This is a genomic window from Marinitoga sp. 1137, assembly GCF_001941525.1.
GTDB lineage: Bacteria > Thermotogota > Thermotogae > Petrotogales > Petrotogaceae > Marinitoga > Marinitoga piezophila.
Genome location: NZ_CP009471.1, coordinates 1,766,292 through 1,789,296, shown reverse-complemented (window position 1 = coordinate 1,789,296; position 23,005 = coordinate 1,766,292). Strand labels below are relative to the sequence as shown.

Sequence of the window (23,005 nt, the reverse complement as noted above, 5' to 3'; positions counted from 1 at the left end):
AAATTTTTTTATTCCCATGAAATAAGTAACTTGTGAATTTTCTTTGTTTCCTTTACAATTAGATATATTGTAAGGCAGAGTAGAAATATTGGTATCCCGGCGCCTATAAAATGATATAAAAATGGCGAATCAAAAAGCCAGTCTATAAATTTATCTTTCATTGAAGGGTTTTTTAATGATGCAATATAAAGATTTCCAAGAACAAAAATTCCCATTGTTAATCCCAGTGTTATACCTTCAAGCATAAAGACTTCTTTCCCATTTAATATATTTTTTTGAGACAAATCTCTTTTTGGGTTAGATAAATAAAGTTTTATACCAAGTATTGACGAATATATTAGAATTAAGGTTATTGGAAATACGCTATAAAATATTATAGTAGATGATTTTTCCATTGTTATTATAATAATCGCCAGAGCTATATATTCCAGAACAAAAATTATTACCGGTATAGCAACTTTCGAAAAAACTAATTCCTGAGATTTTAAAGGATATAATTTGGGATTTGGCCAAATTTTTCCTTCATAAGATAACGCATAAATAGCAATCATTGCTGCGTACATTCCAGATAGCATTATAAATATTGTTCCTATCATTTCAAGAGAATCAGATGTAAAAATCATTATTAGTGGCAAAAAGATAGGATATAAAATTAAAAAGAATGTCTGTGAATCTCTAAATAACAATTTGAAATCCTTTTTGAACATTGGAAATTTTGAATGTTTGAAATTTATTTCTACACTTTTCTTTTTCTTTTTTGATTTATTTGAAGAACTAAATTCTATTTTATCTGAAATTTTATAGATAAAGTAGCCCAATATAAATGTAGCCCCATATAATATAGCCATTGATATTAAATCTCCATTCATAGCTTTTAAGAACCATGTATGAGGCCAGAAATCATTTAAAATAATATTCAGTATCTTTTTAATAACATCCACAAAGTAATTCATATCCCTTCCAACACCTATTGATGGCATCATATTAACGCCACCTACATATAAGAAGATATTTATAAAATACATTATCATTGTCCATCTTTTAGCTGAGGTTTTTGTAAGATATCTTGATAGTATGGAACCAAACAAATTTGCAATAAAAAGCAACAATAATATATACCCAATACCAGATAAAATTGTAAAAAAGATATTTGTTTCTCTTAATATGGCATATATAACAAATACAGGTATCATCATACCTATTGGAATTCCAGCCATTATAAAACTATCTACAGCACTGGCTACATATATCTCAAATCTTCTTACCGGCATTACCAGTAATAGCTGAGTAATTTCACTTTCAAAGAGATTCGCAACTATTGCAGGAGCGTAATTTAAAACAAACATAAATCCCATTGTAAGAAACCAGCCACCAAATATAAGGTCTAATAAATTCCATGTAGTTTCTATTCCAAGTTCAGATAGAGGAAAATTTAAACTTTTAAACATCATATAAAATATTGGAGCAAGCATTCCACCAAATAATATTGGCGGGAATAAATATGCAAGTAATGCGCTCCATGGTCCTCTTCTTTTAATAATACCTTTTTTATTTTTTCTGGGTCTTACTTTATTTTGATATGAATATTTTAATATTAACCATATTTTGCTTTTCATTTTTTCACCCCATTATAGCTCTTTTATTATGTCATCCAATTCCCCAGCACCTGTTAATTCGAGGAATAAATCTTCAAGTGATTGTTTTTCATCTGTTTCAGATAAATGCTTTAATTCTTCCAATGTACCTTCGGCTATAAGTTTTCCTTTTGAGATAATCCCTATTCTATCACACATTTTCTCTGCTATTTCTAAAATATGTGTTGTCATAAATATGGTTGCACCTTCTTTAGCATACTTTTCTATTAACATTTTTAAAAGTTTTGCCGATTTTGCGTCAAGTCCAACTGTAGGCTCATCAAGGAATATTACTTTCGGTTTTCTCATTAATACAGAAGCCACCATTAATTTTTGTTTCATACCATGTGAATAATCTCCTATAAATGAATCGAGATAATTTATTTCAAATATTTCACATATTTCGTCAAATCTTTTTTTTGCTTCTGTTTTATCCACTTCATATATATTCATTATGAATTCTATAAATTCTGTTCCTCTAAGATTTTCGTACATTCTTGGTTCATCTGGAACTACTCCTATATTTGCTTTTATTTCAATTTCTTTTTCTTTCATGTTCATGTTCAATATTTCAACTTCACCACTTGTAGGTCTTAAAGTACCTGTTAGCATTCTTATAGTTGTTGTTTTTCCTGCTCCATTTGGTCCAAGAAATCCATAAATTTCTCCTGGTTTAATATTAAGACTTACATTATCAACTGCTGTAAAATCTCCAAATTTTTTTACTAAGTTTTTTGCTCTTATCACTAATTACACCCCCAGAATTTATTAAAATCCAAATTTTTCTTTTAATTCATGCAAATAGCTTCTTCCTATCTTTAACTCTGTGTTTTTTAAATCATTTAATTCAACGATATATTCTCTTATAAATAATCGTTTGAATTTTTTTATATAATTTATTGAAACTATATAGCTTTTATGTATTCTTATAAATACTTCTGGATCTATTTCACTTTCTAGTTGCTTTAATGTTCTGTTGTAATAATATTCCTTATTTTTGGTGCATAAAAAGACGTATTTTTCTTCCGCTTTAAAATATACTATATCCTTTTCCGGTATTACCAGTATTTCATCATTATCTTTTACTGTAAAAATCTTCTGGTAGTTCGCTTTTTTATTTATGAATTCATCGATTTCAACAATTTTTTCTTTTTTAATTCTTGGTTTTCGTTCATATATTCTTTCAATTGAGCTTTTTAATCTTTTTAAATCAAATGGTTTTAATAAATAATCTATAGCATTTTCTTCAAATGCTTTTATAGCATATTCCTGATATGCCGTTATAAATATCACAAATGGTTCATAGGAAATGGATTTTAAAACTTCAAATCCATTTTTTCCAGGAAGATTTATATCTAAAAATACAAGTTCTGGTCTTTCTTTTTCGATAAGTTCAACGCCTTCATCTCCATCAAATGCTTTACCGCATATCTGTATATCTTCAAAATTTCCCAACATCTTTTCAAGCCTATTTGAAGCATGAATTTCATCTTCAATTATAACACATTTTATCATTGTTCATTCCCCTTTATATTTTTCATTAAAATAATCACTTTTACGCCAGAAGGTTTATTTTTTAATATTTTTACTTCAGCATTATTTTTATATATAAGATTTAATCGCTCTATTACGCTGTTTATTCCAAAACCATACTGAATATTTTTATGTGTTCCTGAACCATTATCCCAAATTTCAAGAAAAAGCGTATTTTTTTCTAAGTATGTTTTTATTGTTATGATTCCTCCTTCTTTTTTTGGAGATATTCCATGAATAACCGCGTTTTCAACAAAAGGTTCCAGAATAAATGGAGGAATTTTTAATTTTAATGTTTCTTTTGAAATTTCAAAATTACATTTTAATCGACTTCCAAATCTAATTTTTTCAATTTCAAGATATTCTTTTATCAAAGATATTTCTTCCTCTACTGTACAAAAATCCTTATCTGATGAATATAATACCTTTCTATATATATCTGAAAGGTTTATCACCACCTGTTCAACCTTTTCTGGTGATGTGTACGCAAGATCAATTATGGTATTTAACGTGTTAAATAAAAAATGCGGATTTAGCTTTGAACGCAATGCTTTTAATTCAGCTTTTAACTTTTCCTGTTTTAACTTTTCATTTTCCTCTATCTTATTTTTAAGCTTATAATATATTATTATCAAAAGTAAAGTTAATATCAATACAATTATGCTATATATTAAAAGAACATACTTCTCCGTAGAAAAAAAAGTATATGATAGCAATCTTGAAATGAGGTCTTCAGCAATAAATACCCCTGAAAAAAAGCTAAATACAAAAATAAGAATTTTTATTATACGTCTTAAAAATTTTATTTCTATTTTTACTGTATGAAACAACATTTCTGTTGAGATATAGTATATTACACCTATAGTTGTAACAAATAATTCCGTAATAATCAGACTAATTTGTATATTAAAATATGGCGTATAAAGATATATAAAATATGTAATTGATAAGGCTATTAATTGTGTTATCAACAAAACCTTTAATAATCGTCTATTTTTCATCATACACCCTTTTATAATATATAGAATTTTTATACTCTTTTAATTCGTTAAAATATTTTTGAGATTTTATAGGAGAAACTTTTTTATATAATATTCCCAATTTATATAGTACTTCTCCAAAGTCATACCTTTTTAAAAATTCTTTCTTTTCCTGAACTCTTAAATATATGTATTCAAAATCTTTTAATGAAATTTCATGTGCAAAATTATATTCGGATATATCATATGCTGTTTTTGCACGAATATATCTATATGTTAAATTATCAAAATCCTCTTCTATTACATGTTTCATTTCAAGCATCCCGGTATATATATAATAATATTTTAAAGGTAAGAACCATTCATATTTTGCTTTTTTTACCAATAAGCTTCCCCTGATTTCTTTTAAAATAGCATATGAACAGGTATCTATTATTTCACTGTTTAACTCAAGCAATTTATCTATTAGTGATATATTTAAATCATTAAAATTCTTTATGTAAAAATCTTCCAGATCCTTTATGTATTCTTTTTTAAAAGGATTACTTTTAAGATTATTTTCTATTTTTTCAAACTCTTTTTCAATTGGAGTTGAAAAGGTAATAATATTTATCAGATATATAATTAAAAATATATAAATATTTTTATTTTTCACTTATCCATCCCCTTTTAAAATCCCCACATTACACCTGCACCTATTGTGTAATAATAATAATTAGTTGGTAATGTATCTTTTAAATTATATGTATTTTCTATTTTCCAGCCATCTGATGAAAAGCCATATATAAAATTACCATGTACTATTATACTAAAAAATTCAGCAAGATTTAAATATATTTTAGCCTGTGTATTTAATGCAAACATATCTGTATTTAAAGATACTATATAAGGCACTTTTTGAGGTGAATTTACGAAATCATCTATAGTATTTGCATCTCCATCAACAAATTTTTTTATTGCTATTTCGCTCCCACCAAATCCCAGACCAACTTCAAAAGATAATATTTTAAATGGATTTAAATGTGTTCCGAACATAAAGAAACCCTGATTTATACTAATTTCATATTCGCCTGTTCTTAAACTACCAGATTCACCCTGGCCTCCAATATAAATTCCATTTGCAATTCTTCCTGCACCACTGCCACCATATAATACCATTCCTCCATTAATTTTTAAATCATTTAAAGGTATTAATTGTTGCAACGAGCTTTCTGGAATAAACTGTATCTGGGAACCTCCCCAACCAAAATTAAATGCGAAAATTATACTGGTAGAAAGAATCATCATTAAAATTATTATATTTTTTTTCATAGAATTCACCTCTTTAATATTTTTTTATTTTTCCCTTGAAATCAATTATTCCGGGATTTTCTTTTTTTACATATATAATTAAATTATTTGAAATTTCATTACTTTCTAATCTACGAATTCCATCCCACATATCAAGATAATATATTTCACCACTAAGTGTTGTTGATGAAATTTTTATATTTTTTAAATTTTTACATTTAAAGTTAAGTTTAACACTTGTTCCATCTATATATAATTCATGTACATTTATTTCTCCTTCAACACTAATAGTTGTTCCATCAAGATCTATTAAATCAGCTGTTATTAGAGTATTTAAAAATTTTAAAGATGTTGTATCCATATATATCTTTTTGGTTTTAATATAACTGTTGATTATAGAAACGCTTGTTCCATCCACTTTAAATTCTGTATTGTTATTAATTTCAAAATCTCGAAATTTGATGTTCATAGAATCAATATCAAAAAATTCTGTATTTAACTTTCCATATATCTCTGCTGAAGCTGTATCTATAATTACATTTTTATATCTTTTTTTAGTCCCGATAACAATTTCAATAATGTTCTGACTTCCAAATAATGACGGGTTACTACTTCTTACTTCAACCATATTTTCTTTTTTCACAAGTATTATTTTATCTGAAAAATATATTTTATTACTTTCGGGATCAAATTTTATCCTAACCGCTGGATAATTAATCTTTATAATATCTATTCCATTAATTTCAATTGATTTATTCGGTTGTATTACCTGAGAACTCACATTATAATTTTCCAGATTAAAAGAGAAAATCATTAATATTAATGCTGTTATTGGAAATAAAAACCAATATTCTCTGATATTCATTTTGTTCCCTCCTTAATATAAGGAACCAATTTCAAGAAAGACAGAAATATCATACCATTTTAAAAAGTTATTCGTTTCACTGCTATCTCTTACTATATACAATGAAGGATCATCTTCAAAATACCATCCAGATTGAGAATATCCAAAATTATATGCTCCCTTTAAAAATAATCCAAAATGTTTTGTAAAATAAATATGCATTCCCATTGATGGAGATAATATATAATAATCTTTCGAAAGCTTTATATAATGAATAGCAGTATTATTTTTAAAATCTTCTAATGTCTTCCCACCATCAACTACTTTTAGAAAACTTTGAGTGTAATGTCCTCCTAATATCCCAAGATCCACTCCTATTTTGTTAAATATATTAAAAATATATCCAACTTTTCCTCCTTCATAAGATATTTGAAGACTATTGGTATTATTTTCCATATCCATAGTTCCTTCAATACCAAAATAAAATTTATCTACATTCATCCTAAAACCATACAAAGGATATAATACTCCATCATGTAAATCAATTGAATTATCAGGACTTTTTATTTCTGATACAGGAATATACGACATTCCCAAATAAAATCCACTGCTTCCTCCAAATACGATAAGTGATAATAAAAATATTATAATCAATAACCACTTAGGCTTCATTTTATCACCTCCACAATTACTATAATATATAAAAAATATTTTTAAAAACTTTTTCTGATATTCTGTCATTTATTGGAATAAAATTATTTTATTTCTTTTTATTCTGTCATAATACATAAAAACCGGTTTTATCACAACCGGTTTTTATGTGGAATTATTTACACTAACTTTCCTATTTCAACAACTGGAAGACTTATAGCTTTTTTTAATTCTGGAATATTTTCTTTTTTTAATGTAACCAGCACACATGTCGAAGGTCCTGCGCTTTTTGATAAATCTATTTTTATGTTTTTATTAAAAACAAATTTGTATTTCCCTGATTTTTCAATTTCCTTTATTTCATGAGTTATTCCTTTTGAACCAACTGGTATCATCTCATGCACAAATTCCAGATTTCTTATTTTTAATATATCTTTGATTGTCACAATATCCCTACTTTTTAGCACTTCTTCTCCAACACGCGGAATTCCAATTGCAACGCAATAATCATTTTTATTTGATACAAATTCTATACCTTTATTGGCAATTCCTATAATTGTCACACCTATTCCGGTTTGAACGGTAGGAAAATTTTCTTCGGTACTGCCTGTTATAATATTTTCTTCAATATTTATTTCCTTTAATAATTTTTTTATTCCATTTATAATCTTTTTTCCTGTATTATTCATTTCAACAGAAAGAGTATTAACTACAACTATTGGTTTAGCACCATAAGAAATAATTTCAGCCATTGCAACATGAGTAGCATAATATCCAACTATTTCAGGTTCTGTTTTTACTATATCAAATTCTTTATCACCTACTGCCCCTGAAGAATCGCAGGCTATTACAAGTTTTTTATTTTCCATATCAATAATAGTTAAATCTCTAAATTTTTTTATTTTCATTTTATATTCACCTCTATATATTTTCCATTTTCACATTGTATCTCCCACATTTTATCAATATCCCAATTATATATTTTTGTTAATATTACTCTAATTACACCAAGATGAGTAACTATTAGATATGTCTTATTTGCACCTTTTTCGATGCTTTTCAGGAAATAAGAAATTCTTTCATTAAAATCTTCAAAACTCTCACCTTCAGGAATTTTAAAGGTTTTATAATTATCCAACCATTGTTTACATTCATCAGGAAATTCTTTTTCTATTTCCTGAAAGGTTTTGCCTTCAAAATTTCCAAAATTAATTTCTCTTAACTCTTCATATACTCTTATTTTAATTCCTTTCTGTTCAGCAATTGTTTTTGCAAGATTATATGCTCTTGGCAATGGGCTGGTAAATACCCTATCAACAGGTATTTTTTCCAATTCTTTTACTATATTTTTCATCTGTAATTTCCCTTTTTCAGTTAATGGATAATCTTTCCAACCATTAAATATACCTTTTATATTTGCTACTGTTTCTGGATGTCTTAGCAATAATAATTTCATTAATTTACTCCTAATAAAATTATATATGATAAAAATAAATATATTCCTTGAGATGATTCTATAATTAACCCGGCTATATCTCCTGTTATTCCGTTTATTCTTTTTTCGATATACTTTAAAATCATATACGAAAATATGTATGTTCCTATAACGGCAAAAATTAATTTTATGTTTAAAAAAACAGCTACTAAAATTACCATTAAAAATGAAATTATGGATTTTTTTAAATTACAATTGTCTATAAAAATATTTCCTAATCCATCCTTTTTACCTGCATATATTGTTATTGAGGATATAAATATAAGCACACTTCTACTAACCATAGGCATTATAATTACAGAATATGTTGAATAATAACTCATAAGGATCTCAAATCCCAAAACAATTAACAGCCCAATCACTCCAAATGTTCCTATTCTACTGTCTTTCATAATTTCAAGAATTCTTTCTTTTTTTCTATTGCTAAACAACCCATCAAAACTATCTGCAACACCATCAAGATGTATTCCACCTGTAATCCATATATAAAAAATCCATGTAAAAAATATCACTATACTTTTATCTAGATAATTTGATAGTCTTAATATCAAAAACATCATTATACCTATAAATAATCCTACAATTGGAAAAAATATTATTCCCTTTTTAAAGTACTTTTCAGAAAATTCAAATTCATATTTTATTGGTATTCTTGTAAAAAAGGTTATTATAAGAATTATCCCTTTCATAATATCTTTCATTTTTACACCCCTATTTTAATTTAAGTGGTATACCTGAAATAGTGATATATACTTCATCTGCTCTTTTGGCTATATATTGATTCACTCTTCCTGCAATATCTCTGAAAATATTTCCAGACATATATGCCGGGACTATACCCATTCCCACTTCATTTGTTACTATTACTATATATTTATTATATTTTCTCACTAAATCCAATATAACCTCAACTTCTTTTATAATCTTTTCTTCTATATTTTCAAGCTTTTTATAGTCAATGTTTTCAAAATCTATCTTTTCATCCATTAAAATATTGGTTATCATTAGAGTAATGCATTCAAAAATAATCCCATTTGCATTTAAGAATTCTGGTTTTCTCTCAATATTTTCAAAGTTTTTGTATTGTTCTATTGTTTTCCATGTTTTTGACCTCATTTCCTGATGTTTTTTTATTCTATCTTTCATTCCTGCATCAAAAGGTATTGCAGTGGCTATATATAAGATATTTTTATATTTTTTGCTTATTATTTCCTGCGCAAATGTACTTTTTCCACTACGAGCTCCGCCTGTAATTAAAATAATTTTGGCCATTTTTCACCTCTTTATTTTATTATTAACTCATTTATTTTTCATTTAATCAACTAATATTATATCATGAATATTCAGTTTATGTATATAATATAAAAAATCCCGAGAATAAAATATTCTCGGGATTTATGTTAATTGTTATTATTACTCTTCTTCTTCAACAACATCTCCGTATTTTTCTTCTGCTTCTACTTTAGCTTTTGTTACTTCTTCTACTGCATCTACAACTTCTTCTTCTGCTGCTTCTGCTGCAGCTTCTTCTCCCATTCTTCCTTCTCTTCCTTCGATGTATGCATCTGCAATTTTTGAAGAAATTAATTTTATTGCTCTAATTGCATCATCGTTTCCTGGAATTACTATATCTATTGGATCAGGATCACAGTTTGTATCAACTAAAGCAATGATAGGAATACCTAACATATTTGCTTCAGCAACTGCAATTTGTTCCTTTCTTGGATCGATTAAGAATAATAAGTCAGGAATTCTTTTCATTCCTCTTAACCCACCAAGGTTTTTGTCAAGTTTTTCGTATGTTTTCTTGATTTTACTCTGTTCTTTTTTAGGTAATTTTTCAAATTCTTCTGAATTTACAAATTCATCTAATTCTTCTAATTTTTTAATTCTCTTTTTGATTGTTGGGAAGTTTGTTAATAACCCACCTAACCATCTGTTATTTACGTAGTATGCTCCTGCTCTTTTTGCTTCTTCAGCAATAATTTGCTGTGCCTGTTTCTTTGTACCAACGAACATAATAACCTTACCTTCTGCTGCTTGATCTCTTACAAATTCGTAAGCTTCTTCTACAGCCTTTAATGATTTTTGTAAGTCAATGATGTAAATGCCTTTTCTTTCTGTGAAAATATAAGGTTTCATTTTAGGATTCCATCTTCTTGTTCTGTGACCGAAGTGAACACCTGCTTCTAATAACTGTTTCATGCTAATAACTGCCATTTAAAAACACCTCCATTTTGGTTTTTACCTCCGCCGTTTTTCTGGCTTCCGACCCTTTTAAGGGCACCGGGGAAACCATATACCCGGCGTGCGAGGTTAATCTATTTTAATTCTTTCTGATTCCACCCATAATCCTTCTAAATCATAAAATTCTCTTGCTTTTTCACTAAATAAATGAACAACTATGCTACCGCCATCAACTATAATCCAATCTGTTATTCTATCTCTATCGTAATATAATAATTGATGATCATTTTTCTTAAACTCTTCAACAACAGCTTCTTTTATTGCATTTAAATGTGTTTCTGAATTTCCTGTTGCAATTATAAAGTAATCAACAAGAAGAGGGCTGTTTTTCATATCCAATACTTTTATATTTATTCCGTCTTTTTCATCAATTACTTTATATATTTTTTTTGCCAATTCAAAAATTTCCTCTTCTGATTTTATCTTCACTAATTTTCACCTCCATTACTCTACTGTAACACTTTTGGCAAGGTTTCTTGGTTTATCAGGATCTAACTTCCTTAATACTGCTACATAATATGAGAATAACTGTATAATCGGCGCTATTACTAATGGATATAACGCTTCTTCTGCTTCTGGTACAAATAGATATTCATTTGTAAGTTCTTTTATTTCGTCATTTCCTTCTGTTGTTATTGCTATTATATTTGCGTTTCTTGCTCTTGATTCCATTAAGTTTGATTTCATTTTTTCATATAATGAGTCTTTGGGTATTATTGCAAATACTGGAAATTGTTCATCTAATAATGCTATTGGTCCATGTTTTAATTCTCCTGCCTGATATCCCGCTGCATGTATATAACTGATTTCTTTGAGTTTTAACGCTCCTTCTAATGCTGTTGGATATCCAAATCCTCTTCCTATATACATCATGTGCTGATAATTTACATATTCTCTTGATAGTTCTTTTACTTTTTCTGCATTTTTTAATACTTCTTCATATATTTCTGGCATTTTTTCTATATCTGATAATATTTTTTCTATTTCTTCTGTTAATCCTTCTGTTATTTCTATTATTTTTGCACCCAATGCATATAATATTGCTATTTGTGCTGTATATGTCTTTGTTGCTGCTACTCCTATTTCTGGTCCAGTATTCATGTATATTGCACCATGTGATTCCCTTGGTATTGTTGAGCCAAATACATTGCTTATTGTTACTACTTTACTTCCTTTTTCTTTTGCTATTCTTATCCCTTCTAGTGTATCTATTGTTTCTCCTGATTGGGATATTGCTATTACTAATGTATTTTCATTTACATGTGGATTCATGTACCTGAATTCTGAGGCTACTTCTATATCCACGTCTATTTTTGAATATCTGTTCATGAAGTATTTAAATGCTAATCCTGCATGATAACTTGTCCCACAGGCTACTATGAATATCTTTTTTAAATCTTTTTTTATGAATTCTTCTAATTCTTTTATTTCTGATATTATTGGTTTCCCATTTTTTATCCTTCCAGCTATTGCCGATTTTAATGCTTCTGGTTGTTCAAATATTTCTTTTAACATAAAGTGTTCGTATCCGCCTTTTTCTGCTGCTGCTTCATCCCAATCTATGTGTACAGGTTCCTTTTCTATTTTTTCACCATTTACGTTATAAAATTCTATCTTTCCTGGTTCTAATACCGCCATTTCATTGTCATTCATAAAATATACGTCTTTTGTATATTTTAATATTGGTGTCACGTCTGATGCCAATAATGAATAATTTTCATTATGTGCAACTACTAACGGACTTCCTTTTCTAACTGATACTATTTTCTTTTCTTCAGCATGTATTACTCCTATGGCATATGCCCCATCTAATCTTTTTATTGCTTTTAATACCGCTTCAAATAAATCTCCCTCATAATATTCTTCGACTAAATGCGCTATTACTTCTGTATCTGTTTCTGATTTAAATTTATGTCCTTTTTCTTTTAATTCTTCCCTTAATTCCTGAAAGTTTTCTATTATTCCATTATGAACTAATGAAATTTTTCCTGTACAATCTGTATGTGGATGTGCATTTTCATCTGTTACTCCTCCATGCGTAGCCCACCTTGTATGTGCGATACCTATATTTATTTCTTTTTCTAATTGAGAGTTTAATTCTTTTCTTAGATTTTCTATTTTCCCTGTTTTTTTAACAAGCTCTACCTTCCCATTATTTGAAAATGCTATTCCTGCAGAATCATATCCTCTATATTCTAATTTTTGTAATCCATTTATTATATCCTTTACTTTTGCTTCTTTTTTCCCTACAAGTCCCACAATTCCACACATTTTTAATTCCTCCTATAACAATTCCTTTATCTTTGACACTATATCTTCTTCCACTGCTTTTTGAGCTACTTTTAGTGCATTTGCAATGGCCTCAGAATCAGAAGAACCATGTGCCTTTATAAGTATTCCGTTAATCCCTAAGAAGAAGGTTCCTCCGTATTGTCTATAGTCAAGACTGGATTTTAAGCCTTTTAATGCATTTTTCATTAATAACGCACCTATTTTTGCAAAAAATCCACCTTTTGATATTTTTTCCTTTAATTCAGAAAGAATATAATATGCTGTTCCTTCTACTGTTTTTAAAACAGTATTTCCAGTAAAACCATCTGTAACTATTACATCTACATTTTCTTCAAAAATGTCTCTTCCTTCAACAAATCCATCATATACTATTTTTGAATCTTCTTTAAATATTTCTGAAACTTCTTTAACCAATTTTGTTCCTTTTTCCTCTTCGGTTCCTATATTTAATATTTTTACTTTTGGATTTTCTATTCCCAGAAACTTTGCAAAGGCAATTCCTTCTTTTGCCAACGAAACAAAATGTTTTGGTTTTAATTCTGCATTTGCTCCACCATCAACAAGAACTCTTACCTTTCCTTTTTTTCCAGGTAATGGTATTACCAATGCTGGTCTATCAATTCCCTTAATTCTACCACAAACAAATGTTCCCGCTGCCAATAAAGCGCCTGTACTTCCAGCACTAACAAATGCATCTATTTCACCATTTTTCATCATTTCATTACCTATATAAATAGAACTTGTTTTTAGTTTTAATACATCTGTTGGTTTGGTATTATTGGTAACTGTGTTTTCTGCTTTTATAAATATAAATTTTTTATGTAATTCTTCTGGTATTTTTTCTTTTAAACTTTGATCTCCCCCAATTAAGTATACAGAATCGACAAAGTTATTTTTTAATGCAAAAATCGCGCCCTCAAGTGTAGCGTTGGGCGCGTTATCTCCACCAAATAAATCCAAGCCGATTCTGGCTTTTTCAGGCATTATTATTCTCCTATTTCTAAGATCTGTTTTCCGTTATAGTATCCGCAGTTTAAACATACTCTGTGGGGGAGTTTTGGTTCGCCACAGTTTGGACATTTTACTACATTAACCTTTACTGCTTTGTATAAATTTGCTGCTCTTCTTCTGTGTGTTCTTGCTCTTGATGTTTTTTGCTTAGGTACAGCCATTTATAATCCCTCCTAAAATTTATTTATTTTTATTATTCTTCGTCGCCAAATATATCAAGCAATTTAGCCATTCTTGGATCTATATACTGCTCTTCATGTTTATGATCTGGATTTTCGTTTAAATCTATCCCGCATATTGGACATAATCCTTTACAATCTTCTTTACACAATGGTTTTTCTGGAATTTCCATCATTATTGCTTCTATTATCCTATCGGTTATATCAACCTTCATATCAGAATAGAATATTATGTTATCCAGTGTTTCCAATTTTTCATTTTTGGTGAATATATCCTGAAGCCTATCGTCTATATAATATGCTTCTATCTCACCATTTATATCCTGCTCATATTCTTTTAAGCATCTTGAACAGACAAGTTTTACAGTTGTTTTTAGATTACCTTTTAATATATATCCCTGAGATGTTTTTGTTATATCAAATTGTATTTTTATAGGTTTTACTATATCCACTACACCTTCTGGTGTATCTAATTTTTCCCATGTTATTTCAAATGTATATTCTTCTTTTTCTTCTATTTTATCAAGATCATATATTAATTTTTGGTCATGTAATTTATCATTTAACATAAAATAACACCTCGCGCTTTATTTTACGACAATATCTTTTAATATATAACAAGAGTATGTTAATTTTCTGTTATAATTTTTCTATATTGACAATAGCTTTTTTAAAATCTTCTGGTAATGGTGCCACAAATTCCATCCATTCACCGGTTCTCGGATGAAAAAGACCTAATTTTAATGCATGAAGCATCTGTCTTTTTATTCCATATTTATAATCTTCATATGCTTTACCATATACTTCGTCACCAAACAATGGATGCCCAATATATTTAAAATGTACTCTTATTTGATGCGTCCTTCCTGTTTTAAGGTGTATCCATGCAAGCGACGCTTTATCTCCAAATTCTTTTATTATTTTATATACCGTAATTGATTCTTTTCCTCCCGGCACAACCGCCATTTTTATTCTTATTTGAGGATGTCTCGCAAGTGGTTGATTTATTTCACCCTGCTTTTTCTTTAAAATACCTTTTACCAAAGCTATATATGTTTTTTTAGTTTTTCTATCCTTAAACTGAGCACTTAGCGATTGATGTGCTCTATCATTTTTAGCAACTACAATTGCACCTGAGGTATCTTTGTCCAGTCTATGAACTATACCCGGTCTAATTTCTCCGCCTATTCCCTGTAAATCTTTGCAATGATAAAGTATAGCATTTACAAGTGTTCCACTAACCTTATTTGCAACTGGATGAACTATCATTGAAGGTGGTTTATTTATTACTATAATATCTTTGTCTTCATATATAATATTTAAAGGTATGTTTTCAGGTAACACCTCTATTGTTGGTGGTTTATCTGGAACTTCTATTGAAACCACTTCACCATTTTTTACTTTATATGATGGTTTTTTCAGTTCTCCATTTACTATTATTTGCCCCTGTTTAATAGCTTTTTGAACATATGTTCTTGATATCCAATCAGGAACCTTTTCCACTACAAATTTATCAAGTCTCCACCCATCTTCTCTATTAGTTACCAGGAAGTTTTCTTCCACGTATAATTTCTCTCCTTTTTTATAAAATATATTGCCAGTAAAATACCTCCAATTGTAACAAATGAGTCAGCAACATTAAAAACTGAAAAGTATTTTACACTAAACATATCAACAACATATTCAAATCTTATTCTATCATAAAGGTTTCCCATAGCTCCCCCTATAATAAAAACCGTGGCTATGTCAAATAATAACGACTTGTTATTATTCATATAAATTTTTCTATAAATATATATAATTGTCACAATTATCGTTGAAACTAATCCAAGATAAAAGGAATGGCCTTTTAACATTCCAAACGCCATTCCTGTATTTGTTACATATGTTAATGTTATATAATCTCCTATTATCTCTATGTTTTTTCCAATAAGATATTCTCTGGCAAGTACTTTTGTAATTTGATCTAAAAACAAGATTATAGGTATTAACCAGTCCAAGTTTAATCACTCACTTTTTGATAGAAGAACGGTTCAATTACTTCGAGGCCAAGACTTCTATAATTAAAAATTCTTTCTGTTGAACCAACGAATAACACTCCACCTTTTCTTAATGAAGCTGCAAAATTTTTATATAATCCATTTTTAGCTTCCATATCAAAATATATTACAACATTCCTACATACAATAAGATCAAGATTTTTTTCAAATGGATCCATTAATAAATTATGTTGTTTAAATACAACTCTTGATTTTATTATTGGAGATACTTCATATGAATCAGGCCCAACCTTTTTAAAGTATTTATTCTTTAGATCTTCTGAAATATTCACGAGCGATCTTGAAGAATAAACTCCTCTTTTAGCTTTTGCAATAACAAATTTATCAAGATCTGTAGCCATAACTTTTATGGTTTTTGGCGCTTTTAATTCTTCAAGTATTATGGATAATGTGTACGGCTCTTCACCTGTTGAACAACCTGCACTCCATAATTTGGTTTTTGATCCACTTTCTTTCATTAAACGCGGTAAAACATTTTTCTTTAAATATTCCCATTTTTCTGGATTTCTGAAAAATTCTGTAACGTTTATTGTGAGTTTATCAAGAAATTCATCCCATTTCTTAGGATCTTTTTTTAAGTCATTGAAATATGTTTTATAATCTTTATAAGAATATTTCCTCATAATCATGTCTATTCTTCTTCTAACCCTATGCTGTTTATAACCCCTTAAATCAAGTTCAAAATGTTTCGCTATGTTGTCCAATAGCCATTTATATTCGTTGTCATCATATGGTGATGTGTAAAGGCTTTTTTCGTTCATACTTATTCCTCCTACATTTCTAAATTAAAAGTAATTCCATAAACCTTTTTAGGCAGTATTGTAAAATATATTCTATCTTTTATTATTGGAATATTTATTTCAAATTTTCCAGAATTTATATTAAAAAATTCACTGTATATATTATTTTCATTTTTGGACAAAAATGTATATTTTAAATTTATATTTTTATTTATGATTTCTACATCTATCTCTTCTTTTGAAAAACCTATCATCCATGTATTTCCAACTACTAAAAAAATTCCATAATTATATTTTTTATTAATTGAATTTGAAAAAAAACCCACTTTAAGTTCAGATCCATTATAATAATATCCAATTGCTAATTCAGAAAAATTCGATGAATTTATCCAGTAATAAAAGTTGTTTTTTCCATTATACAAATTTAATCCCAACATTCCATTTGAAACTACATATGCCACTGGATATTTATAAAACGCATTTTCGAAAGTTATTATAAACGATTCATTTGCCCATTTAAAATAATTATAATCATCAAAATTTGGATTTTTATATTTATACTTTATACTAAAACCGGGTTGTGAGAAATCAAGATATTTTAAAACTTTGTTTAATTCAGAAACTTCAATATTATTTTCAAAATTTTCAGCCTTTAAATCTATATAAAAACTTAACCCGGCAACATATAAGTCTGTTGCTTCAAATGTAAAGTTAAATGTTGTTCTCAAATCACCATTATTTTTATATGTAAATTGTATGTTCTTTGAAAATGTAATTATTCCTAATGTTATCATTATTATTATAACAGATATTCTTTTCATTTTGACTCCTCATTTTATTTTTATTAAAAATAAAGGGGCATAGATGCCCCTGAATTATTGAAATTACATTTTTTGTGCTAATCTTTCCATTTCTTCATCATCAATTTCAAAATTTGCAAATACTTCTTGAATATCATCGCTATCTTCAAGAGCATCTATTAACTTTAACATTTTTTCAGCATCGCTACCTGCTATCTTTACTGTATTTTTAGGAATATATGTTAATGATGCTTTCACTGTAAAGCCTTTATCTTTTAATGTATCTCTTACCTGAACCATATCTTCTGGTGCAGCTATTACCTGTATTGTTTCGTCTTCTATAACATCTTCTGCTCCCGCATCTAAAGCTTCCATCATAAATTCGTCAAGATCTGCTACTTCTTCTTTTGGAACTGTAATCATAGCTTTTCTTTCAAAATTCCATGCAACAGCTCCACTTTCAGCAAGACTTCCTCCATTTTTTGAAAGAATATGTCTTACTTCTTGAGCAGTTCTGTTTTTGTTATCTGTTAATGCTCTCATTATTATTGCTACACCTGCAGGACCATAACCTTCATACATTATTTCTACATAAGAATCTGCATCTGTTCCTCCAGCACCTTTTTTAATTGCAGCTTCAATCTTATCTTTTGGCATATTTGCATCTTTTGCTTTTTCAATAGCTGTTCTCAATCTTGGATTTGCTTCTGGATCATCTCCACCTTCTTTAGCAGCAACTGTTAATTCTCTGATTAATTTTGTAAAGATCTTTGACCTTTTTGCATCCTGAGCTGCTTTTCTATGCTTTATATTTGCCCACTTGTTGTGACCTGACATAATAAAACCTCCTTATACTTTTGATTTAACTATCATTATTGTAGTATCATCGTGTTGTGGCGCCCCGCCAACAAATTCATCGAGTTTCTTTATAATTCGTTCCAGCGTTTCTTTAGAACTTAATTCTCTCGACTTAACGAATAATTCCGTGAGTCTCTCTAATTCAAATTCTTCTTTTTCCATATTTCTTGCTTCAGTTATACCATCTGTGTAAATAGCTATATTAATTTCATTCTCATATTCTAATGTTTGACTTTCAAAGAAAAAACCATCCATAATTCCAACAGGCATATATTCAGCTTCAAAACTAAGTAATTCTCCGTCTTTTATTATCAATGTCGGATTATGCCCACAATTTATCATTTCCAGTTTCTTTTCTTTGTAATCAAGAATAATGAATATTGCAGTAACAAACCTATCCTGCGGAATTTCTTTTGAAATGTAATTGTTTAATTTATATACTATAGTTGTTAGATCGTTATTAGACTCCAGTTCGTGCCTTAAAATAGATCTAAATGATGTCATAATCAATGCTGCAGGTACGCTTTTACCTGAAACATCTGCAAGAACTAAAAATGCCTTGTCATCATCCATTTTTACAACATCATAATAATCTCCACCTATATCATATGCTGGTCTATAAAATGCATGAATATCCACATTTTCAAATTCCGGTAAAGTTTTTGGAAGTAATGATTGCTGAATCTCCGAAGCTATTCTCAACTGTTCTTCTAATTTTTCCTGTTCAATTTTTTTGTTTAAGAAATCTAAAGTATCATAACTAAAAGCTATTTGTTCCGCAACAGATTCCATTATTTTTCTATTACCTGCTGTAAATAATCCTTTACTTGAACCATAAAAAAGGAAGAATCCCCATACTTTCATTCTGGATTCTATTGGTATAAACATTATAGGTACTTCTTCATGAGTTATTGGATGTTTTTCAAGAATTATAGGTTTTATTTTACCTTCGGCATTTAAGTAATCTATTATTTGAACTGTTTTTTCAAAATCCAATATGGTAAAATCAGCATGCAGTATACTAAAATCTTTTCGTGGAGGAAAATCGGAAAATTCTCCCACAATAATATCATTATAGCTTATTATATCTTTAATTCTTTTTATTATACTTTCCATCGAACCATGTGGATCTAATGTTTCATTTAAAATTTTACCTATATCAAGAACAGCGGTTAATTCTTCATATAGTTTGGATAACTCTTCAACCTGTGCTTCAAGTTGAAGCGAAAATTCCTCTAATTGCGTTCTATAACTTTCCCCTTCTTCAAAAAGCACATCTATCAAAACTTCTATACGTTTTTTTATTTCTTCTAAATCTTTGGGTTGATCTTCTTTTTTATAATATGCCAGCTTTTCGTTTAATTTGTTATATATTTCAAGTCCATACTGGGTACTTTTATCCATTTCCCCCCACCGCCTGTTTTATTATATCCACTATATTTTTAGGGCTAAATGGTTTTGTTGCAACTTTAAAAGCTCCTAATGAAAGAGCTAATTCCTCATCTTCTTCCCCACCTTTTGCTGTAAGAACAAGTATTGGAAGGGATATATTTTCTTCTTTTAATTTTTTTAAAACAGTAAAACCATCCATTTTGGGCATCATAATGTCCAAACATACTGCATCAGGTTTTAATTCTTTTATTTTTTGAAGTCCTTCTTCACCATCCCTTGCTTCGTGAACTTCAAAACCTTCTTTTTTAAAATTAAAATTTAATATTTTTCTCAACACATCAGAATCATCTACTATAAGGATTTTTTTACTCAATTTTCTCCCCCCAAATCGCATCATATACTATGGGATAAAACAAAAAGTCTTCTTTTGTATCGGAAAAAGTTTTCCATATATTATATACTTTATTGTACTCCTGCTTATATTTTAACACATAAATCCCTTTTTTGTTTATATAATATTCAAAATCAATAAATCGCTCTTTCATTTTGTTATATTCTTCAATAAATTTATCGAACAAATTTCTGGAAAGATAAACCCTGAAACTGTAATATTTTATTTTTATTTTAAAGTTATCCTCCACCTTTTTATAATCTAATAATCTAAATCCTTCTGACATAAAATCATTTAATCTGGAAAAATCATATTCTTCTATTGTATTAAGGGTTACATACAAGCTTCTATTTACATATCCCAGAGGAATAGCCTGGGCTATACTCATTTTTGGTTTTGAATGAAAACCTTTTGTAAATTCCATTTTTATTTTAGCACGTCTAAAGATACGTTCTATTTCTTCCAGTGTATCATTATGCGAAATATAAGCAGATTTCCCGGATTTCTTAAATCTCAAAAGATATTTCAAGTTCCCACTCCCAATATGATATAATATTAATAGCGTTTTTATTATATACTACTTTTATTAAAAAGTCTTTAAATATGGAGGAATATGCTTTGAAATATTTTTTTTCTGGTGTTATTGTCTCATTACTTATCAGTATTATACTACTTGGATACTCTTATTCTATATATAAATCACGTTCTATTTTTTCTATAAACAATAATTATAATACATATCTCTTTTCTGACGGAAATGAAATATTTCCACCTAAGTTTAAGTATATTGAGTTTAAAGATATTCCCGTAGATTTAACTTTTATATTATTATGGTCAGAAGATAGGGATTTTTATGGACATCCGGGGTTTAATTTAAAAGGGTTTACAAGAGCTATTATAACAAATATTTTGCACGGAACTTCATATGGCGGAAGTACCTTAACCCAACAAATTGTTAAGAATATTTATCTAACAAGAAAAAAAGTTATTACCAGGAAAATTATAGAAATATTCATCTCTTTCTGGGTTGAGAGAAATTACACAAAAAATGATATACTTGAAGCTTATATAAATACTGCTTATCTTGGTAATGATATAAATGGATTTGGCGCTGCAGCCAAAAGATACTATAATAAAGAACTAAAAGACTTAAATATGGCTGAAATTTCTGTACTCGTTGGAATATTAAATGCACCAGAATACTATAATCCTTATAAACACCCATTAAAAGCAAAAAAACAGGGACTTATTATACTTGACTCACTATTCACAAATAATTTTTTATCAAAAGAAGAATATAAAAATTATACTCAATTGTTAAATGAAATGACCTTTAAAAAACCTGATTTTGATGATAATAACTTACAACTTGTTCTTGCAATAAAGGAAGAAGCCGATAGATTGGGTATTAAAAATGGTGGGTATATTATTAAATCTACTATTAATAGAGATTTATTTGAAACAGTAAAAGATACCTGGGATGCTTCAAAAAATGCTATTTTATTAAATAACAAAACCGGAGAAATAATTTCTTTTTTTGGCAGCCAATATGATGTTTTTAAATCAAAACGTCAAATCGGTTCTAATATAAAACCTTTTTATTATTTACTGGCAATAGAAAAAGGTTTTTCTCCGGAAACTCAATTAATAGATGAACCTTTAAAAATTGGAAATTGGGCTCCTAAAAATTTTGAAAAGACATTTAGAGGCAGTGTATCTCTCAAAGAAGCTTTGATTCATTCTATTAATATACCTTCAATACAATTATTTCTAAAGCTTGGAAATAGTCCAACCGAATCAATAAAAATTGTTGAAAACTTTCTTAAAAATGAAATTGGTATGGACGCATATTATCCTGATGATATTACTATTTCTCTTGGAACTATTGAAAGTAATACCTACAATATAGCTCGTGCTTTTACAATATTCCCTAATTTTGGATTAATACCTAAAATTTATATAATCGATGAAATTATGGATAAAAACGGAAATGTTATTTATAAAAGACAACCTAAAATTGAAAGAAAGATTAAAACCATTTCTAATACTTCTTATAATGCAATGAATAAACTATTAAAAGAGGTTGTTGAAGAAGGAACTGCCAGAAATTTATTTGCGTCTAAAAGAGATTTTTATGGAAAAACAGGAACGGCTGATAACTCTGTTTGGTTTTCTGGATTTGACGGAAAGATAACTATATCCACAAGAGTTGATGGAAAATTCTTATTATCAACAACACACGCAATACCAGCCGCCAGAAAGATTTTAGGAAATTATTATTCATATAATTCATTTGCACATGTCCCATATTATTATTTAGAATTAAGCAATAAACAGAATGATTCATTAACAACGTTTTTATCTACAAAATTTAATATTTCAGAGTTGAGATATAGTAAATCAGGATATATAAAAAATATTCAAAATTATGAATTCCTATTTCCAGATTACTATTATAAATCAAACAAATTATTAAACAAAGATAGTAATCCTCATATTTTCGAATATGAAAATATTCCTAACCAAACACAAATAGACAAAGATTCAACTGATATATTATTCATGGATACAGAGTTTCCTGATTTATATTTTAAAATTAGAAGGTGAT

At 28.4% G+C, this 23,005-nt stretch carries 27 protein-coding genes; 1 reads left to right on the top strand and 26 read right to left on the bottom strand.

Annotated features, from left to right (window positions below; all coding sequences use genetic code 11):
* Positions 1 to 8 precede the first annotated feature (8 nt).
* The 26 genes from LN42_RS08550 to LN42_RS08425 all read right to left on the bottom strand — a co-directional run bounded on the left by LN42_RS08550 (position 9) and on the right by LN42_RS08425 (position 20,926).
* The gene (locus tag LN42_RS08550) at positions 9 to 1,616 is read right to left on the bottom strand and encodes a hypothetical protein (protein WP_075780693.1); all 1,608 of its coding nucleotides are present in this window, start codon (positions 1,614 to 1,616) and stop codon (positions 9 to 11) included.
* A 12-nt stretch (positions 1,617 to 1,628) separates the two neighbouring features.
* Complete coding sequence (locus LN42_RS08545) at positions 1,629 to 2,381, bottom strand: ABC transporter ATP-binding protein (protein WP_014297115.1); 753 nt, start codon at positions 2,379 to 2,381, stop codon at positions 1,629 to 1,631.
* 21 nt (positions 2,382 to 2,402) lie between these two features.
* Positions 2,403 to 3,149, bottom strand: a complete 747-nt coding sequence (locus tag LN42_RS08540) for a LytTR family DNA-binding domain-containing protein (RefSeq protein ID WP_014297114.1) — start codon at positions 3,147 to 3,149, stop codon at positions 2,403 to 2,405.
* A complete protein-coding gene (locus LN42_RS08535) occupies positions 3,146 to 4,168 on the bottom strand; it encodes a sensor histidine kinase (protein ID WP_075780692.1) in 1,023 nt (340 codons plus the stop codon). Before LN42_RS08535 ends, LN42_RS08540 begins: the two co-directional genes overlap by 4 nt.
* Complete coding sequence (locus LN42_RS08530) at positions 4,158 to 4,802, bottom strand: hypothetical protein (RefSeq protein ID WP_014297112.1); 645 nt, start codon at positions 4,800 to 4,802, stop codon at positions 4,158 to 4,160. The genes LN42_RS08535 and LN42_RS08530 overlap by 11 nt, the downstream gene beginning before the upstream one ends.
* Before the next feature lie 14 nt (positions 4,803 to 4,816).
* A complete protein-coding gene (locus tag LN42_RS08525; protein ID WP_014297111.1) occupies positions 4,817 to 5,458 on the bottom strand; it encodes a hypothetical protein in 642 nt (213 codons plus the stop codon).
* A gap of 13 nt (positions 5,459 to 5,471) precedes the next feature.
* Positions 5,472 to 6,302, bottom strand: a complete 831-nt coding sequence (locus LN42_RS08520) for a hypothetical protein (protein ID WP_014297110.1) — start codon at positions 6,300 to 6,302, stop codon at positions 5,472 to 5,474.
* 12 nt (positions 6,303 to 6,314) lie between these two features.
* Positions 6,315 to 6,953, bottom strand: coding sequence for a hypothetical protein (locus LN42_RS08515; protein ID WP_075780691.1), 639 nt, complete (start codon positions 6,951 to 6,953; stop codon positions 6,315 to 6,317).
* 158 nt (positions 6,954 to 7,111) lie between these two features.
* Entirely contained in the window at positions 7,112 to 7,840 is a 729-nt protein-coding gene (locus tag LN42_RS08510; protein WP_075780690.1) for an AIR synthase related protein, read from the bottom strand.
* Entirely contained in the window at positions 7,837 to 8,388 is a 552-nt protein-coding gene (gene cobC, locus LN42_RS08505; protein WP_075780689.1) for an alpha-ribazole phosphatase, read from the bottom strand. Before cobC ends, LN42_RS08510 begins: the two co-directional genes overlap by 4 nt.
* A complete protein-coding gene (gene cobS / locus LN42_RS08500) occupies positions 8,388 to 9,128 on the bottom strand; it encodes an adenosylcobinamide-GDP ribazoletransferase (RefSeq protein ID WP_083635680.1) in 741 nt (246 codons plus the stop codon). The genes cobC and cobS overlap by 1 nt, the downstream gene beginning before the upstream one ends.
* A 10-nt stretch (positions 9,129 to 9,138) precedes the next feature.
* Positions 9,139 to 9,699: a bifunctional adenosylcobinamide kinase/adenosylcobinamide-phosphate guanylyltransferase gene (cobU, locus tag LN42_RS08495; RefSeq protein ID WP_014297105.1), complete on the bottom strand. Its 561-nt coding sequence runs from the start codon at positions 9,697 to 9,699 to the stop codon at positions 9,139 to 9,141.
* 141 nt (positions 9,700 to 9,840) lie between these two features.
* The gene (gene rpsB / locus LN42_RS08490) at positions 9,841 to 10,647 is read right to left on the bottom strand and encodes a 30S ribosomal protein S2 (RefSeq protein WP_014297104.1); all 807 of its coding nucleotides are present in this window, start codon (positions 10,645 to 10,647) and stop codon (positions 9,841 to 9,843) included.
* 96 nt (positions 10,648 to 10,743) lie between these two features.
* Positions 10,744 to 11,103 carry a ribosome silencing factor gene (gene rsfS, locus LN42_RS08485; protein WP_014297103.1) on the bottom strand — a complete coding sequence of 120 codons (360 nt, stop codon included), beginning with the start codon at positions 11,101 to 11,103 and terminating at the stop codon, positions 10,744 to 10,746.
* A 15-nt stretch (positions 11,104 to 11,118) separates the two neighbouring features.
* A complete protein-coding gene (gene glmS, locus LN42_RS08480; protein ID WP_014297102.1) occupies positions 11,119 to 12,945 on the bottom strand; it encodes a glutamine--fructose-6-phosphate transaminase (isomerizing) in 1,827 nt (608 codons plus the stop codon).
* A 12-nt stretch (positions 12,946 to 12,957) separates the two neighbouring features.
* Entirely contained in the window at positions 12,958 to 13,950 is a 993-nt protein-coding gene (gene plsX, locus LN42_RS08475) for a phosphate acyltransferase PlsX (protein WP_075780688.1), read from the bottom strand.
* A gap of 2 nt (positions 13,951 to 13,952) precedes the next feature.
* The gene (rpmF, locus tag LN42_RS08470; protein WP_014297100.1) at positions 13,953 to 14,138 is read right to left on the bottom strand and encodes a 50S ribosomal protein L32; all 186 of its coding nucleotides are present in this window, start codon (positions 14,136 to 14,138) and stop codon (positions 13,953 to 13,955) included.
* A gap of 32 nt (positions 14,139 to 14,170) precedes the next feature.
* Positions 14,171 to 14,725: a DUF177 domain-containing protein gene (locus tag LN42_RS08465; protein ID WP_014297099.1), complete on the bottom strand. Its 555-nt coding sequence runs from the start codon at positions 14,723 to 14,725 to the stop codon at positions 14,171 to 14,173.
* Between the two features lie 70 nt (positions 14,726 to 14,795).
* Complete coding sequence (locus LN42_RS08460) at positions 14,796 to 15,719, bottom strand: RluA family pseudouridine synthase (RefSeq protein ID WP_014297098.1); 924 nt, start codon at positions 15,717 to 15,719, stop codon at positions 14,796 to 14,798.
* Entirely contained in the window at positions 15,698 to 16,156 is a 459-nt protein-coding gene (gene lspA / locus LN42_RS08455) for a signal peptidase II (RefSeq protein ID WP_014297097.1), read from the bottom strand. The genes LN42_RS08460 and lspA overlap by 22 nt, the downstream gene beginning before the upstream one ends.
* A gap of 2 nt (positions 16,157 to 16,158) precedes the next feature.
* Positions 16,159 to 16,977, bottom strand: a complete 819-nt coding sequence (locus LN42_RS08450; protein ID WP_014297096.1) for a protein-glutamate O-methyltransferase CheR — start codon at positions 16,975 to 16,977, stop codon at positions 16,159 to 16,161.
* Positions 16,978 to 16,988: 11 nt separating this feature from the next.
* Complete coding sequence (locus LN42_RS08445) at positions 16,989 to 17,777, bottom strand: hypothetical protein (protein WP_075780687.1); 789 nt, start codon at positions 17,775 to 17,777, stop codon at positions 16,989 to 16,991.
* A gap of 63 nt (positions 17,778 to 17,840) precedes the next feature.
* Positions 17,841 to 18,593: a YebC/PmpR family DNA-binding transcriptional regulator gene (locus LN42_RS08440; protein ID WP_014297094.1), complete on the bottom strand. Its 753-nt coding sequence runs from the start codon at positions 18,591 to 18,593 to the stop codon at positions 17,841 to 17,843.
* Between the two features lie 12 nt (positions 18,594 to 18,605).
* Complete coding sequence (locus tag LN42_RS08435; RefSeq protein ID WP_014297093.1) at positions 18,606 to 20,018, bottom strand: PP2C family protein-serine/threonine phosphatase; 1,413 nt, start codon at positions 20,016 to 20,018, stop codon at positions 18,606 to 18,608.
* Positions 20,011 to 20,379 carry a response regulator transcription factor gene (locus LN42_RS08430; RefSeq protein ID WP_014297092.1) on the bottom strand — a complete coding sequence of 123 codons (369 nt, stop codon included), beginning with the start codon at positions 20,377 to 20,379 and terminating at the stop codon, positions 20,011 to 20,013. Before LN42_RS08430 ends, LN42_RS08435 begins: the two co-directional genes overlap by 8 nt.
* Positions 20,372 to 20,926: a TIGR03936 family radical SAM-associated protein gene (locus tag LN42_RS08425; protein WP_075780686.1), complete on the bottom strand. Its 555-nt coding sequence runs from the start codon at positions 20,924 to 20,926 to the stop codon at positions 20,372 to 20,374. The genes LN42_RS08430 and LN42_RS08425 overlap by 8 nt, the downstream gene beginning before the upstream one ends.
* Before the next feature lie 89 nt (positions 20,927 to 21,015).
* On the opposite strand from LN42_RS08425, the gene LN42_RS08420 reads away from it, so the two are divergent.
* Positions 21,016 to 23,004 carry a transglycosylase domain-containing protein gene (locus tag LN42_RS08420; protein ID WP_075780685.1) on the top strand — a complete coding sequence of 663 codons (1,989 nt, stop codon included), beginning with the start codon at positions 21,016 to 21,018 and terminating at the stop codon, positions 23,002 to 23,004.
* Position 23,005: the final 1 nt, after the last annotated feature.